This window comes from Pseudomonas sp. Tri1 (genome assembly GCF_017968885.1).
Taxonomy (GTDB): Bacteria; Pseudomonadota; Gammaproteobacteria; order Pseudomonadales; family Pseudomonadaceae; genus Aquipseudomonas.
The window spans coordinates 2208231-2224275 of sequence record NZ_CP072913.1 but is presented as its reverse complement, the minus strand read 5'-3'; the positions used below and the strand labels follow the sequence as shown (position 1 = coordinate 2224275).

The following is a 16045-nucleotide window of genomic DNA, read 5'->3' as shown; positions in this document are numbered from 1 at the left end:
CGACATTCTCGCCCCGGTCATTCACAACCGATGGGGATCAACATGAACCGACTCACAGGAAAAGTTGCCATTGTCACAGGTGCCGGTCGCGGCATCGGTCGCGCCACCGCGAAACTGTTCGCAGCAGAAGGTGCGAAGGTGGCCGTACTTTCACTGACACCGGCAAACGTCAACAGCGTGGTCGCCGACATTGAAGCCGCTGGGGGCACCGCCCTCGGTGTCGTCTGTGACATCGGCAACGCCGATCAGATCGAGGCGGCGGTGAACGAGGTCGTAGCGGCCTTTGGCGGGATCGATATCCTGATCAACAACGCGTTCGATCCCACCGCACCGTTCTCCTCCATCATCGATCTTTCGGTGGAGCAACTGCAGCGCAACTTTGAGATGGGCCCCATCGCCTACCTGAGAACCATGCAAGCCTGCTATCCATACCTAAAGGCCAGCACCGAAGGTCGTGTCATCAACTTCGGCTCGATGGCCGGTGTCATCGGCCTGAACGGCTATGGTCCCTACAACATGGCCAAGGAAGCCGTGCGCGCCCTGACCCGAACCGCCGCCCGCGAGTGGGCCGCCGACAAGATCACGGTGAACAATCTGCTGCCCCTGGCCCACACATGGGGTGACACGGTTGACGTGCCAGCGCCGACCAACGCCCTCGCCCGCTTCGGTTCACCGGAAGAAGACGTTGCCCCCGTCGTGCTGTTCCTCGCGTCCAAAGACGCTCAGTTCCTGACCGGCTACAGCCTGACGCCAGACGGCGGCGCGATCATCGACAGCGCCCGTTGAAGCGGTTTGTCAGCCGGCCGTGCTGCATGCGACTGAGCTCGAAGTCGCTGAAGAGTCTCGAAGTGCCACGCGCGCAGCCAGCATAGAAAAACCGCCAGCAACGCACAGCACGGCCGCGCTGGTTTCGAAGGTCGCTTGATAGCCGCTCAGGTCAAACAGAATGCCGCCCACCGTTGCCCCCGCCGCGATGGCGAGCTGGACGATCGCCACCATCAATCCGCCCCCGGCTTCGGCATTGTCCGGCAGCGTTCGCGCCAGCCAGGTCCACCAGCCTACGGGGGCAGCCGTGGCCACCAGTCCCCAGAGGCCGAGCAGCAGGGTCGTGATCGTCGCTGATCCGCCGAACCACACCAGGGCGATGGCGATGGCCGCCATCAACAGCGGGATGACGACAAGCGTCCGATGCAGAGCGTTTTTCAGGAATGCGCCAATCAGGAAGGTCCCCAGCAAACCTGCCACTCCGATCACCAGCAACATGGCGGAAATCATGGACACACTCGCCTGCGTCACTGTCTCAAGGAACGGTCGCAGATACGTGAACAGCATGAACTGGCCCATGAAGAACGTGCTGACAGCCAGCATGCCCAGCGCGACCGGTGCCCGGGTCATCAGCGTGAAGACGTTGGCACTGCCTTTGTTCGCCTGCGAATGCATGGAGGGCAGGCGTAACAGCAGCCAGACCAACGCCACCGCCGCAACAGGCACGATGCAAAAGAACGCGCCACGCCAACCGATGATCGACCCCAAGAGGCTGCCCAACGGCGCAGCGATCACGGTCGCCAAGGCGTTGCCGCCATTGACGATGGCCAATGCGCGCGGGACTTGGTCGTGCGGCACCAGCCGCATGGCCGTGGCCGCCGACAGCGACCAGAAGCCACCAATCGCAACACCGATCAACGCGCGCGCCACCATGAATGTCGCGTAGTTGGGTGCCAGTGCGACCACCGTTGCAGAAACAATCATCAACAGGGTCAATCCTGAGAGCAGCCACTTACGGTCGACCCGGGCGGCAAGCGAAGCAATGAACAGACTGGTGATCAGGGCAAAGGCGCCGGAGACGGCAATGCCTTGGCCGGCCTGCCCTTCGCTGACGTGCAAAGCGGCCGCGACCGGCGTCAGCAGGCTGACCGGCATGAACTCCGATGCAACGAGGGCGAACGCGGCAAGCGACATGGCGAGCACCGCGCCCCAAGCGGCTTGGTTCGGGGATTTCGGCAATGAGCTTTCGGTCATGGGATATAAACCTTGGGTTTCTTGATGTACATGAAAGTCGGGCCATTCAAGGCCCAAAGCAAAGAGCTGCGGCACCGATGTCGATGCCGCAGAAAGCAACGCCGAGCGACGGCGTCATCACGGGTTTACTTCAGGCTGTTGCGGAAGAACTCGGTCAACTTGGCGAAAGGGATCAGGTTGACTCGGTCGTAAAGGTCCACATGATTGGCACCCGGGATGATCAACAGCTCCTTGGGTTGTGCGGCCCGCTTGTAGGCATCCTCACTGTACTCACGCGAATGAGCCTCGGAGCCGGTAATGAACAGCAGCGGACGGGGTGAGATGGTTTCAATGTCATCGAACGGGTAGAAGTTCATGAACTTCACGTTGCTGCTCAGCGTCGGCATGGTGATCGTCTGCGGCGAAGCACCGGCAGGAATGACTTGGCCACGTGGAGTCCGGTAAAAATCAAAGAACTCGTCGCCAATCGCATTACCGGTCAGCTTCATCGGCGAGCCTGCGGTGTATTGGGTTTGGCCACCGATGAATTCCGCATAACGTTGTTCGGCTGCCGTGGCGAGGAACTGCTTCTTCTGCTGCGCCGTCGCCGAATTGCCCAAGCCTTTACGATACAAGTCGCCATGGTTGTACATGCTGACCGTCGCGATTGCCTTGAGCCGCGGGTCGATCTTGGCGGCACTGATGACAAAGGCGCCACTGCCGCAGATACCGATGATGCCGATGCGCTCACGGTCCACGAATGGCCGAGTGCCGAGGAAGTCCACAGCCGCGCTGTAATCCTCCGCGTACATATCCGGCAACACGGCGTTACGCGGCGTGCCCTCACTCTCCCCCCAGAAGGACAAGTCCAGGGAGAGCGTAACAAAACCCTGCTCGGCCATTTTCGTCGCGTACAGGTTGGAACTCTGCTCCTTCACCGCGCCCATCGGATGACCCACGATAATGGCGGCGCTCTTCGCCTTCGGGTCCAGGCCCTTTGGGATAAACAGGTTGCCCGCCACCTTCATCCCGTATTGATTCTTGAAGGTGACCTTTTCCACCGTCACCTTGTCGCTTTTGTAGAAGTTGTCAGCGCCGTTCGACATGTCAGCTCCCATGGTTGAGAAAGAGGCGATAAGCAGCCCGAGGGCCAGCAGCATTCTTTTCACTGGATAGTCCTTCTGTTGGAAGTGGTTCGAGGGGGGTTGTCGCCCGCGCAGGCTCGAACAGGTATCAAGTCACGCCCTCCTGAATCAGGTTGGATTGCATTTTCAAGGCTCAGGCCGGATCGCAGGTAGCGCATTGCACTGGATTTCTTGCCCGATCCTATGAGTTCACCCATTCCGCGTAGGCAACGCTTCGCTTGGCGAGTTAATGTTCTGCCTATAGCTCTTAACCGCAGATGACATCGAACCCGCCATGACAAACCAACGCAGATCCCTGCAAGAGACGCTCGCCGATATCATTGGCGCCCGGACCACGCAGACGGGCGACTTTGAAATGCCGATTGCCGGACTCAGCTTCTTCCGTCGTGAAGCCCCGGCGGCGCCCGTCATTTGCATGATCGAACCGAGCATTGTGCTCGTGGCCCAAGGCGTGAAGCAGGTATGGGTAGGGGGCAAGGCCTACGGATACGATACCGGGCGGTTCCTCATGACCTCGCTGGATATCCCCGCCAACTCCGAAGTGATGGTGGCAAGCATGGAACAGCCCTGCCTGGGCCTGGTCATGAAGCTCGACTTGCGGATGGTGGCCGACCTGATTGCCCAGGGCGGCATGCCGCCGCTTCGGGATCGGGTTGCCGGACTCGGTGCAGGAATCGGTACCGCGACGCCCGACCTGCTGGCGCCATTCACGCGCCTGCTGGGGTTGCTGGATGAACCCGAAGCGATTCCCATACTGGCGCCGTTGATCCAACGCGAGATTCACTACCGGCTGTTGATGAGCGACCAGGCCACCCGCCTACGACAGATCGCCTCCGTGGACAGCCAGGGTTATCGGATCGCCAAAGCCATCGACTGGCTGAAACTGAACTACACCGCGCCAATCCGCGTTGACGACCTCGCGGCACGGGTGCAGATGAGCGCCGCTACGTTTCACCATCACTTCCGCCAACTCACCGCGATGAGCCCGCTGCAATACCAGAAGTGGCTTCGGCTGAACGAAGCGAAACGCCTGATGCTCAACGAGCATATGGACGTGGCAAGTGCGGCCTTCAAAGTGGGCTATGAAAGCCCCTCGCAGTTCAGTCGCGAATATGCCCGCCTGTTTGGCGTACCGCCCAAGCGGAATATTGCGGCGTTGCGCAGCCCGGTCAGTGGCAACGAGGTGGTTTGAGCCATGGTGGTTTGATTCAGTTTTTGGACTGTAATGTGGCAAGGGAGCGTGCTCCCGCTTGAGTGCGCAGCACTCATGAAATGGGTCTGTTGCGCAGCCCAGTGGGAGCAAGCTCCCTCGCCACGGGTTTAAATACCCATCGGCTTATCGGTCTTTTCCGCCAACCCGACACACTTCAACGCCAGGATCATCGTCGGATCGACAAGCGCCACGGTGTGCCCATTGAGGTCGAACGCCTCGCAATGCTCGAGCACCAGGGGCAGCTCCGTGCACCCGAGGATCAATACCCCCGCCCCCAGTTCACACAGGTGCTCGGCCGCCAGCAGCAGCTGCTCCCTGCAGAGCCCTTGCGTAAACCCGGCCTTGATCCCCCGCGGCCCGTAGATGGCGTCCATGACCATCGCCTGATAATCGACACCCGGCGTAAGGATTTGCAGCCCGGCGCGGCGTGCCGCCTGGTGATAGACCTGGCTTTGCACGGTACCGGAGGTCGCCAACAGACCAATGGCCTTGCCCGAACCGTACTGGTGCACGACCCACTCCACCGTCTCGGTCAGCATATTGACGATAGGTACCCTCAGGTGTGCCTGGATGCGCTCGACAAAAGCATGGGCGGTATTGCAAGGGATCGCGATGGCATTGGCACCCGCACTTTCGAGACGTTTGCAGGTGGCGTACATGGCCATGGTCGGGTCGGCTTCATCGCGCAGCAGGTTCGCCGTCCGGTCTGGAATCTGCGGATTCTGCTCGACCACCATCTTGATGTGGTCCTGATCCTTTCCCGCCGGTGTATTGGCCACCACCTTGGCCATGAAATCCACCGTAGCGGCAGGCCCGACGCCGCCGACGATACCCAATTTGAACGGCGGGCGCCTGGGTTGCTGCTGATCCAACGTCGCAAAATCCGCGTAGATCTCGTTGATGTCCAGCACCGCAATCCCACGGCGCTGCAAGTCGGCACACACCAGCGAAAGCTCAGTCATGCCAGGCAGGATCACCGTTGCACCCTGGGCTTGCAACGAGAGGCACGCCTGGTAGACCGCTTCAAACGGTACGCCTTCGAGGTGACCGTCCTTGATGCCATTGAGGCCGTACATGGCGTCCATCAACCCTGCTTGAGCTTCTGCGTCGGGGTAGACAATCTGGAAGTCTTTCCCAAAATGTCGCTCGAACAATCCGCAATGACGCACGAAGTCAGAGGCGATGACGCCCAGGGTCGTCTGGGCTGGCACTGTATGGCTGACGTGCCGGGCCAAGGCAGCCATCATGTCCAGCACGGGAATGCCCAGTTCCTCTTCTATTTCCGCGCGGAAAGTCTGGCTGGCGAAGCACGGGAGCATCACCGCATCGAAACCACTTTCCTCGAACGACTTGCACACCTGGAACACATAGAACTTGCGCGAGGTCATGCTCGCACCCTGGTCCAAGGGTAACAGCACATCCTTGAACGGGTGCTGCTCGAACAAAAAGTGGTAGCGGCCTTGATCCTCGAGCACCGCCCGGGACTTGACCAACTTGTAGAACAGATCGCCCCCGGCCAGCGACCCAAGCCCACCGACGATGCCCAGCTTGCGGGCAACAGAGGCTTGCTGGCTCCACTTCGCTTTAACCTTCATGACCCTCTCCTCAAACAGCCGGAACCGGTTCGGATCGGGACCGCACGGGGGAACGCGCGCCCTCGTCTTCAGCGGCTTCTTCAAGAGGCTCGGACTTGGCGACCACCGCCGTCGCGATGCTGTTGCCCACTACGTTGGTGGCCGTGCGGGCCATGTCGAGGAACTGGTCGATGCCGATGATCAGCAACAGTCCCGCCTCGGGAAGATTGAACATCGGCAGCGTGGCGGCGACCACGACGACCGAAGCGCGTGCGACACCGGCCATGCCCTTGCTGGTGATCATCAGCGTCAGAAGAATCAGCAGTTGCTGGGTGAAACTCAGATCAATGTTGTAGGCCTGGGCTATGAACAGGATGGCGAACGCCTGGTACATCATGGAGCCGTCCAGGTTGAACGAATACCCCAGGGGCAAGACGAAGCTGGACACACGTTTGGGTGCGCCAAACTTCTCCAGCGCTTCGATGGTTTTCGGGTAGGCGGACTCGCTGCTGGCGGTGGAAAACGCCAGGAGGATCGGCTCACGAATGAGCTTGCCAAGGTGAAAAACGGAGCGACCAAGAAACAGGTATCCGGCGCCGAACAGCAGCGCCCAGAGAATCAGAATCCCCAAGTAGAACTCGGCAATCAGCTTGCCGTAATCGACGAGCAAGCCAAGCCCCTGAGTGGTAATGGCCGAGGCGATAGCGGCGAAAACCCCAATCGGCGCGAAGGCCATGACGTAGTCGGTGATCTTGAACATCACCTTGGCCAGCTCCTCGATGGAGTCTGTAATCCGGGTGTAGCCCGCACGTTTGACGCCGGCCAGCGCAAAGCCGAAGAACAGCGAAAACACCACGATCTGCAGGATCTCGTTGTTGGCCATCGCTTCGGCAATGCTGCGCGGAAACACATGGCCAATGAACGCCTTGAGACTGAAATCGCCGGTATTGACTGGCACCGCAGCCGTTGCATGCTGGGCCACATCCATATTCAGCCCGGCACCGGGTTGAAACAGGTTGACCAGGCCCATCCCGATCAGCAGCGACACGAGTGAAGCGGTGACGAACCAGGCCATCGCCCGTGCGCCAATCCTGCCGACGGAACGTGAATTGCCCATGCTGGCGATACCACCGACCAGCGTCGCAAAAACCAGCGGTGCGATGATCATTTTGATCATGCGCAGGAAAATATCGGTGACCATCGAGAAGTAACCCGCTATCTCTTTGGCACTTTGTTCGCTCCCTGCGAAATGGTGACACGCCCAACCCACCAGCACGCCGAGGGCGATGCCCATTGCAATTCGACGTGGGAGCTTATTCTTCTTCACGGTGCTGTCCTCAAGTAGTTATTGGATTTTTTTACTTGGCAGGGATCAAGTGGATGTACCGATACTCTTGGCGGCATGGGTACTACGGTAAGGATTCTAAGGAGCGGATCCGGGGAGACGATGAGTAATCCTCCTAGCCCCATGCGCTTTTGGAATAGTTAGCGAAAAGCCGCGCCAGGCCTGGGAGTTGCGACATAAAATGACGCACTCATTGCGGGAGATCCCGGTATGCAACTCAAATGGTTGGACGATCTTCTGGCGATCGCCGAATGGAAAAATTTCTCCCGCGCCGCCGAAGTCCGCTGCGTGACTCAATCGGCCTTGTCGCGGCGAATCCAGTGCCTTGAGGAATGGGTGGGGGTCAAGCTGGTAGACCGTGGTACCTACCCTGTCCAGCTCACGGCCGCAGGCATCACCTTCTGCGACGAAAGCAGAGAAGCGCTCGCCGGCTTACTGAGGTTGCGTTCGATGCTGCGTGACGTAGAGCGGATGCCCGGCCGCTCCATCCAGATCACCGCAGGTCACAGCCTCTCGATGACCTTCCTGCCGAAATGGCTTTCGCAGTTCCAACAAAACACCGAGCAGTTCAATGCTCGGGTGGTCGCCGCCAATATTCATGACGCCGTCATCGCGCTGGAGGAGGGCAGTTGCGATTTGATGATGGTCTACCACCATCCGCTGGCGCCCATCCTGTTGGACGCCGAGCGCTTCGGCAGCCTGACCCTCGGCCACGACGCGTTCATCCCTCTATGTGCCCCCAACCCGAAAGGCCAACCGCTGTTTCCCTTGCCGGGTCGCCCCGGTAAACCAGTCCCTTACCTGGCCTACACCGCCACGACATTCCTGGGGCGCGTGGCGGATATCGTCATCAAGAACGGCCCGGCATCAACCGCATTGGAACGCTGCTATGAAGCCGACATGGCGATGCTGCTGATGCGCATGGCGATCGAAGGCTACGGCGTGGCCTGGTTGCCGCAGAGCGCGGTAGCCGATGAACTGGAGCGAGGGTTGCTGGTCCGGGCCGGCGGCGAGGAATGGAGCACGCGGCTGGAGATTCGCTCGTATTGTGCAATTGCCAATCGCAATCTTACGATGCGCAAGCTTTGGAAGACCTTGGAGGGAGCTTCACTCCATCGACCTGGCAGTGCGTCTGCGGCGCCAGAGGGAACCAACGGATGAACGATCTGCGCTCAGGCTACGCGTTCAAACCGTTCCAGCCGTGGATACCGACGTACAAACCAACACCGATGATCAACACGCTGGACAGGTAAGGTGCGCGCCGCGCAACACTGCTCAACCAAGGCCAGCGGTTGGAGGCCTGCCTTGCCCCTATGGCCGCAGCAGCGCCCACGGTCACGAGGGTGATTGCCAAGCCGATACTGAAGCTCAGCACCAGCATGCCGCCCAGCGCGACCTCCTTGACCTGAAGGCACAGCAGCAAGACGGTAATGGCCGCCGGGCAAGGAATCAAACCGCCTGTCAGGCCGAACACGACGATCTGGCCCGTGGTGACCTCCCGATTGGTGAAGCGCTTACGGATATCGTTGGCGTGCGCCCTTTCATGGGCATCCTGATAGCTATCGAGGGACGGCGCCAGGTCTTGCTGCTCGTGATGGTCGTGATGCTCGTGATGCTCGTGATGCTCGTGATGCTCGTGATGCTCGTGATGGTCATGGTGGTCATGGTCATGGCGATGCTCGGACTTGAACACCTGCTCGCCACGCCAGGTACGCCACAACATCCACAGCGCGATTGCGATGATCAGCCCGGAAGATGCCAGTTGGAAATAGGGTTCAGTGGTCTTGGCATCCAACCCTTGGCCGAGGTACATGCCACCGATGGCGACCAGCCACACCACGGCCGTGTGGGAAAGCGTAGCTGCCAAGCCCAGCAAAACCGCTTGTTTTACCGAGCCACGGATGGCCACGATAAACGCCGCCATCATGGTTTTTGAATGGCCAGGCTCCAGGCCATGCAAGGCGCCCAGCAAGATAGCGCTGGGAAAATACAGCCAGGCGTGAGCGCCCCCCTGTTGCAGCAATTCAGCAAAATTGGGCATGTCGGGCCTAGAGGTACTTGGTGATTTGTTTGAAAGCTTCCAGGGGTGCGCGCTCGCCTTTATTCAGCGACGAAACGGTGTCCTCCAGACAGTGATCGATGTGATCCTGGATCAATGTGCGCTTGGCCTGGCACACCGCTTTTTCCACCGCATGCAACTGCTGGGCGATATCCACGCACTCACGCCCCTCTTCAATCATCGTGATAATGCTGCGCAAATGGCCGTCCGCGCGCTTGAGACGCTTGATGATCGCAGCGTGGCTTTGGTGGGGATGTTCATGATCGTGCGCACTCATGACTTGAGCCCTGGATCTCGGTGAATTAACGCCGCCATCCTATCCCCCCTGGGAGGATATAAGCAAACCCATCGAAACGTTGACTAAGCTGTGGGAGCGAGCCTGCTCGCGATGACGGCAGCACATCCGACATTTTCATCAAATGACCCACCGCTATCGCGAGCAAGCTCGCTCCCACAGGGGATTTGATGTGAACGTAATATCTATGAACAACTCGGAAAAACTGTGGGAGCGAGCTTGCTCGCGATAGCGGCAGCACATCCAACATCTCCATCAACTGACCCACCGCTATCGCGAGCAGGCTCGCTCCCACGGGGTTCCAGGCTGCACACGATGATGAGCAAGGCAATGCAGGCGACCTCGTGAGGTCGCCCACTTTCATTACAACGCCAGAACCTGTGCCTGCAATCGCCGCCCGATCACATCCAGCAAATCACACCCGTCGCGCAGAGGGATCGCTAGCACTTGGGCGAAATCATGGAGTACCACCGCGTCCGTACTGATGTCGGAACGCATGGCGAGGTTTTCCAGCAACTGCGTGACGGCGGCGATGCGGTAAGCGGCGGTGTCGTGCAGCACGTCCAGCGGCGCTTCCGTGTCGATCAGGAGCGCGTGGAAATTGTTTTCGATACCGGTGATGGGCATGTAGCGAGACATGAGGGGTTACTCCTGCGGGGATGGAAGGTCAGAGGCGGATTGGGATGCCGCTGGCAAAGGGAGCGAATCCGGGATCGAGATTCGGATATTTGGCAGGAGATATTCTTGGGTGACGCTAGACGAAAGCCACCTTGGATTGGCAGTGGTTTTCGGAGGGTTGGGGGTGAGCTTTTTCATTGGCTTGTACCTAGGTTATGTAAAGGAACTGCCTTCACCACTTCCACCTGGTGGGTGGCAGCTGTACGCGGTTGTGGAAGACCGAGAACCTAGGACCCGGCGCACCCGAAGGCGCCCCGCGTACAGCCGCCGTAATTTAACAGCAGACCTAGGAAAAGCGTCTGCTTTTTAATTTAGCGGTGCAACGCGCTAGGTTTTCGTGAGGGCTTCCACACCCTCTCGCTGAATTTGCAGCGACGGAGAAAACTTAGCTCACGGGGTAATTGGGTGGATAGTCAGCGGGGAGCGACGCAGTTTGAGGAAAATTTCCGATGGGGTGTCCGGAGATGGATTGAGCTGCGCAGCTAGGGGTGACAAGGACAAATCTCGAAACGAATGAGTGCTCAACGCTTTGGCATCATCAAAGATTCTATCGTACGGTGAAGCGCAGCCATGGGCGCACGAATAGCTTTAAAAATGAACTGCGCAATACCCAGGGATAGCTTATGAGAGAAGAATACGACTTCAGCACGGCCAAGCGGGGTCCCGTTACGAGCAGCGAAGGAAAAACCCGCATAACCATCATGCTTGATGATGAAGTGATCAAGGCCGCTTGCGAGTACGCCGAAAGTGCCGGCACTGGATATCAAACCGTCATCAACCATCTACTGCGCCAAGGCCTACTATCAAAGACTGCTCACAATCTGGAATAGTCAGCCCGAAAGCAGCCCCGCACAGTCAAACTTGATTCGTCCAGGCGCGACGTAGGCCATGCCAACAGGATCGGCTATAATCCGCCCACCAGCGCGATTTGAGGTCCAGCCCCATGGGCAATATCAGCCTTGAAACCAAAAAAGCCTATGCCGCCAGGACGCGTAGATCCAACTACGCGGCCAGCCTCCGTCTGGAAGGCTTCAAAGTGACCTTCGCGGACGGCGAACGCAAAATGCCAACGCGTGAAGAGGTCTTGAAGGCCTTCACCCAGACCAGAACTAATGCCTGACAAATATGGAGTCGGCGAGGACGCTTATTGCTATCCCGGCTCCACGGTCCTTCGCAACAAACTCGATATCCGTGACGAACTGACCCTAAGCGAAGCCGAACAACAACTCTCGGCCATCGCAGCGGACAACGTCGAATTCAGCCCTCCTCCCTACAGCCTGGCTGACCTGCAGCACATTCATCGAATTCTCTTTTCGGACCTGTTCGAGTGGGCCGGGGAGCTGCGCACCGTTGGCATGTCCAAACAAGCCACCCGCTTCTGCCAACCCGAGTACATGGAGAAAGAAGCCAGCAAGATCTTCATGGCCATGGCCGCGGCAAACTGGTTCGAGGGCATGGAGCGAGCTGAGCTGATAGCTGCTGTGGCAGAGGCCTATTCCGACATCAACGTCGTACACCCCTTCCGCGAAGGCAATGGCCGTGCGCAACGCATCCTGTTTGAACACCTCATCATGAATGCCGGGTTTGAAATCAGTTGGTGGGGGATTGAGAAGGACGAGTGGATCTACGCCAATATCGCGGCTTATAACGGCGTCATGGAGCCTATGGAGCAGGTTTTTGAGAAGTGTATTGGGCAGGCGATTCAAGCTTGACCGTACGACGTTATTCCCCCCGCTCAGCGGCTTACTGTTTATTTCGCCAAGTGATACAGTCACCGCCAATCAACATCTGCTGAAGCACTGAAAATGTACAGGACGAGATCTTTCCCACCCAACAAAAAAGGTCGCGACTTTGTAGTGGGCGACATTCATGGACATTTCAAACTTCTAACAACGGCCTTAGACAAACTAGACTTCGACACTGAGCTGGATCGTATTTTTTCCGTGGGAGACCTCATCGACCGCGGCCCCGACTCCATAGATGTATTGAACTGGCTCGAGAAGCCGTGGTTCCATGCCGTGCGTGGCAATCATGAGCAGATGCTTATTGACTGTATCTCCGGCCATGGGGACATACCCCGACATATCCGAAACGGTGGCGCTTGGCTCTACGAGCTACAACCCCCCGTCCAACATGAACTCTTGAAAGCCTTGCAAGCACTCCCACTGATCATTGAAATCAATTTATCAAGCGATCAAACAATCGGAATAGTCCATGCCGAAGCCCCTGTCATCAGGAGTAACGATGGATGGCAGGAAGCCAAGGACGCTATCACTGGAAGTTTTGGAGAGCAACATCAGCGGCAAGCCTTGAAAACTGCGCTGTATGCAAGAGAGAAGATCGAGCAACAAGATCACACTTCCATTAAAGGAATAGACCGGCTCTATGTAGGGCACTCTTCAGTACCCGGTGTTATACACTTGGGCAATGTTGTCTATATCGACACCGGCTGCTCATTTTCTGATGGTGCGTTAAGCCTGGTAGAAATTCAAACCGAAACCATTATTAGCTTAAGCATGAGCCAGTGACGTAAGGCCCAGTTTGTTATTTTGCCCCCCGACGCGAGATCAGTCGCGTTCACTCCATCCCATACCTGATAAACTGTGCCCCCTCCGCAATTTGCATCCCAGATCTCCCATGCCTCTACAAAAAATTCCACCTCAGCCCATCTCTCGACGCTTCTCCGTTGCCCCGATGATGGATTGGACGGATTAACCACTGTGCCTCCCGCTCTGCTTGCTTACAAGCGCTCTCTAAGTCTCTCTTGTAGCAAGTATTCAGCAAACCCGATTTGGCTTCCTTAATCAGTGCGCCGCTGAGGAGAATCACACCGTTCGGCAGGATAGGTTCTGATTTGGCGCTCGGAGATAACCTGATTTTTCGATAGATCACAACGACTGGCACGGAAATTGCCACGACTCCGCGCCCGTTAGCTTAGCCAAGCCTTCTACCGTCTATCTTCCAAAGCTTTTCATCCATCAAGGCGTACGCCCCTGATCATGCTAAATACTGATTAGCGACAATCACCTCCAAAACATCTCCAGAATGTCAAATTGCCATATCTCGCTTGCAGCCCTATGCTTAGGAAAGGGTTAGGCACGTACTTTTATAAGGGACTGCAATGACACATCGAGATATAAAATATAAAAACAAGAATCTGACTATTCACAAATCAGTAACAACCCCCCACTTCAATGAAAAAACCGTGCTTGTCACAAGTACCTGGGATTATGTGGATCTTTGGCTAAAACGAGCCGGAAAAAAAGATGCTCGTTTTTTCTGGAGCCAAGCAAGAAGCTTCTACGACGCTACAAAAATGCTTCCTAAAACATCAGCTCCTCTTACTGCTTACTATTGCTTCCTGAACGCAACAAAAACTCTACTACTCGCAAAAGGAGTCCAATTCAGTGATGAACACGGCGTATCCGGCTATACAAAAAAAGGACACACGTCACTGAGTAACGAACAGGTGAAGTTCAAAACTTCTGGAATTCTCCCCGCACTATGCCGACATTTAGGCGAGCCGGCAGTCCAAGACACCTACACATTGAAAGATCTGCTTTATAACCTTCCTGGGATCCACCGAGCATTCACCTTGACTTTTAGTTCTGACACAGAACTATTCATACCCTTAAAAGAACCAAAAATCGTTAAATCAGCAAAAACTGATGAAGCATGGTTTAGTGCTAGAATCACAGATCAATATGCAACGAACCACACAACAAACAAGCTACCCATAAAATTTGAAAGAGATATAAGCATAGAAGACTCATTCACAATCCGCTCAACCGACAGATTCAAATGGAAAGCAAAACAGGTACCCCAAAACCTAGCGAGGTATAAAACATACCATACTAAACTTAGAAAAAAAATCTACTATATAAACGGAGCTCAAAGTTTTTGGTACCTCAAACGAGGGGGAAATATTTCCGGACTTATTCAAAGAAGTTCTATGACTATTGCATTTGCTGCTATGCATAAATTATCCGAGATGGCCAGGTATGAGCCCGACAAACTTTCGAGACACTTCGATTGCCAGCATAACTGGCTCCTTTCGGAGTTCATTTCTTCGGCATCCGCTCAATTCGTAGATGAAATTTCGTCTGAGCTCACAGGGCATGAGTTTATACTTCCTGGGAGAAACTAGACTACTTACACTTACCTTAGATATAGCAGGGGAGCTGAATGGCAACCGAGAGCGAAGTAAGCATTGGTGGAACGTACCTGGGTGGTACAGCCAAGCGCGTAGACGACAAATATGCTAGCCTTTTCAATACTGCTGATCTTGTTGCTATTGGCGACCTATCGGATAATTCATTCTTTCGAGCTTACGAAATCTCCGTCCGAGAATTACGCCGTAGATTAGAGGCGCTTGGATACTCTCTAGACCAAGTGCATAACGACATAATCTCCACCCTTAAAAAAGGATATCTTGAGTTAGACGAGCATTGTTTACCTCAGTGCAAACCATTTCTCGACTATGCTTGCTCGTTTTCTCTTGAACAACTCATAGATCTAGCTAAAGCCTGGAAAACCCAAGACAGCCACTCTTATGACTACATGGAACACCTCAATACAAACAATTTCCAACTTCATTTTTTAGATTTCTTACAGGGCTCCAGCTCAGGACTACTACTACCTTCAGAAGACATATGGCTTTACGGCTTCCATTTCGAGCGCCTACTTTGCGAAATTTATGACAACGAAGAAATTTTCGAGTTGAACTTTACTAGACTAATACGGGCCGGCTATTATAAACCCGATGACTGCCCTATCGGAGATGAATTTGACGAAACTCTTTCAAGATTCAATCCACTTGCCTTCAGACTACGAGAAAGGCTTTTGGAGGAGGAATCCGAAATATTGGAGTTCAAATCCGTCAACTCCAAAAACTCTGCCAAGACCATTGCTCAACAGTTAAAAAAATATCTAATAGGCTTTCTTAACTCTGATGGTGGACGAATTCTATTCGGAGTAACGGACGAAGGAATTGTCGAGGGCGTAAAACTAAATCGGGACGAAAGAGACGAACTTCAGCGGCTATTAACTGCCACCATACACTCTATCTCCCCCAACTTTCCGCAAAGTTCAATTAAAATTGTCAGCCACCCATTAATAAGTTCGGGCTCAGAGGTAACCGACCAGTTTGTCGTTGAGATTATTATACCCAAAGGAAGGCCGAATGAAATGTACTTTTCCTCAAGCGGAGAAACATGGGTACGGCATGGCACTTCCACATGCGTCCTAGAGGGGCATAAACTTTTTGTATATATCTGTGATCGCTATTGTTTTGCCGACAACCTTTTGTCCGCTTTAAACAAGCGAGTACATATAGCTTTAGAGGAGATCCGCAGACTTCAACAAGATGGAGAAAAATACAAGGGGGAGCTTTCATCAAAAACCAGGGAACTGTTAGACCTGAGATCTAATATCTCTTCTCAATTACAACTACTGAAAGAGACAGACCTCCTCTGCCCAATTTGCGAGTCTCCACTTAGTACAAGGACTTCATTTACTCAAAGCATGACTATAGGCGGCAAGGAATACGATGCCGATGGAGAATACCTACAATATGAGTGTGGCTACGCCGTCAGAGATGATCAAGACGAACCAGTATCGTCTTGCAGCCGGTCCTCTCAGGCTACATGACCGCTTCCCATATCATAACGTTATCTAGGTGCCCCCTTATCAGCCCGAGCTATTTACAGCTTGCATAACCTCCTAGCACGATCTACGCT

The 16045-nt window shown here is 55.4% G+C and carries 15 protein-coding genes and 1 pseudogene; 9 read left to right on the top strand and 7 right to left on the bottom strand.

Translation table 11 applies throughout. The features are described 5' to 3' along the window. The first annotated feature begins 42 nt into the window (after positions 1 to 42). Positions 43 to 786, top strand: coding sequence for an SDR family oxidoreductase (locus J9870_RS09860; RefSeq protein ID WP_210643716.1), 744 nt, complete (start codon positions 43 to 45; stop codon positions 784 to 786). A 9-nt stretch (positions 787 to 795) separates the two neighbouring features. On the opposite strand, the gene J9870_RS09855 is transcribed toward J9870_RS09860, so the two are convergent. Continuing rightward, positions 796 to 2019 (bottom strand): MFS transporter, encoded by a 1224-nt coding sequence (locus J9870_RS09855; protein WP_210643715.1) that lies wholly within the window; start codon positions 2017 to 2019, stop codon positions 796 to 798. 125 nt (positions 2020 to 2144) lie between these two features. Beyond that, positions 2145 to 3167, bottom strand: coding sequence for an alpha/beta hydrolase (locus J9870_RS09850; protein WP_210643714.1), 1023 nt, complete (start codon positions 3165 to 3167; stop codon positions 2145 to 2147). Between the two features lie 250 nt (positions 3168 to 3417). Here J9870_RS09850 and J9870_RS09845 point away from each other — a divergent pair, with 250 nt between their 5' ends. After that, positions 3418 to 4335: an AraC family transcriptional regulator gene (locus J9870_RS09845; RefSeq protein ID WP_210643713.1), complete on the top strand. Its 918-nt coding sequence runs from the start codon at positions 3418 to 3420 to the stop codon at positions 4333 to 4335. A gap of 128 nt (positions 4336 to 4463) precedes the next feature. On the opposite strand, the gene J9870_RS09840 is transcribed toward J9870_RS09845, so the two are convergent. Both J9870_RS09840 and J9870_RS09835 read right to left on the bottom strand, forming a co-directional pair. Beyond that, the gene (locus J9870_RS09840) at positions 4464 to 5951 is read right to left on the bottom strand and encodes an amino acid racemase (protein ID WP_210643712.1); all 1488 of its coding nucleotides are present in this window, start codon (positions 5949 to 5951) and stop codon (positions 4464 to 4466) included. 10 nt (positions 5952 to 5961) lie between these two features. Further along, positions 5962 to 7257 (bottom strand): dicarboxylate/amino acid:cation symporter, encoded by a 1296-nt coding sequence (locus J9870_RS09835; RefSeq protein WP_210643711.1) that lies wholly within the window; start codon positions 7255 to 7257, stop codon positions 5962 to 5964. Positions 7258 to 7485: 228 nt separating this feature from the next. Here J9870_RS09835 and J9870_RS09830 point away from each other — a divergent pair, with 228 nt between their 5' ends. Then, on the top strand, positions 7486 to 8436 hold the full coding sequence (locus J9870_RS09830) for a LysR substrate-binding domain-containing protein (RefSeq protein ID WP_210643710.1): 951 nt from the start codon (positions 7486 to 7488) through the stop codon (positions 8434 to 8436). 16 nt (positions 8437 to 8452) lie between these two features. On the opposite strand, the gene J9870_RS09825 is transcribed toward J9870_RS09830, so the two are convergent. From J9870_RS09825 to J9870_RS09815, 3 genes are all read right to left on the bottom strand, one after another. Next, positions 8453 to 9316, bottom strand: a complete 864-nt coding sequence (locus J9870_RS09825) for a nickel/cobalt efflux protein RcnA (protein ID WP_210643709.1) — start codon at positions 9314 to 9316, stop codon at positions 8453 to 8455. A gap of 7 nt (positions 9317 to 9323) precedes the next feature. Continuing rightward, the gene (locus tag J9870_RS09820; RefSeq protein WP_018610008.1) at positions 9324 to 9611 is read right to left on the bottom strand and encodes a metal-sensing transcriptional repressor; all 288 of its coding nucleotides are present in this window, start codon (positions 9609 to 9611) and stop codon (positions 9324 to 9326) included. 381 nt (positions 9612 to 9992) lie between these two features. After that, on the bottom strand, positions 9993 to 10268 hold the full coding sequence (locus tag J9870_RS09815; protein WP_103308880.1) for a hypothetical protein: 276 nt from the start codon (positions 10266 to 10268) through the stop codon (positions 9993 to 9995). Between the two features lie 662 nt (positions 10269 to 10930). Here J9870_RS09815 and J9870_RS09810 point away from each other — a divergent pair. From J9870_RS09810 to J9870_RS09785, 6 genes and pseudogenes are all read left to right on the top strand, one after another. Beyond that, positions 10931 to 11113, top strand: a pseudogene (locus J9870_RS09810) (BrnA antitoxin family protein); the annotation flags it as partial. A gap of 137 nt (positions 11114 to 11250) precedes the next feature. Further along, the gene (locus J9870_RS09805) at positions 11251 to 11427 is read left to right on the top strand and encodes a YhfG family protein (RefSeq protein ID WP_210643707.1); all 177 of its coding nucleotides are present in this window, start codon (positions 11251 to 11253) and stop codon (positions 11425 to 11427) included. Further along, positions 11420 to 12019, top strand: coding sequence for a putative adenosine monophosphate-protein transferase Fic (locus J9870_RS09800; RefSeq protein ID WP_210643706.1), 600 nt, complete (start codon positions 11420 to 11422; stop codon positions 12017 to 12019). The genes J9870_RS09805 and J9870_RS09800 overlap by 8 nt, the downstream gene beginning before the upstream one ends. A 144-nt stretch (positions 12020 to 12163) precedes the next feature. Further along, positions 12164 to 12835, top strand: a complete 672-nt coding sequence (locus J9870_RS09795; RefSeq protein WP_246883095.1) for a metallophosphoesterase — start codon at positions 12164 to 12166, stop codon at positions 12833 to 12835. A 593-nt stretch (positions 12836 to 13428) separates the two neighbouring features. After that, positions 13429 to 14454, top strand: a complete 1026-nt coding sequence (locus tag J9870_RS09790; RefSeq protein ID WP_210643704.1) for a YaaC family protein — start codon at positions 13429 to 13431, stop codon at positions 14452 to 14454. A gap of 38 nt (positions 14455 to 14492) precedes the next feature. Continuing rightward, positions 14493 to 15956, top strand: coding sequence for an RNA-binding domain-containing protein (locus tag J9870_RS09785; RefSeq protein WP_210643703.1), 1464 nt, complete (start codon positions 14493 to 14495; stop codon positions 15954 to 15956). Positions 15957 to 16045 lie beyond the last annotated feature (89 nt).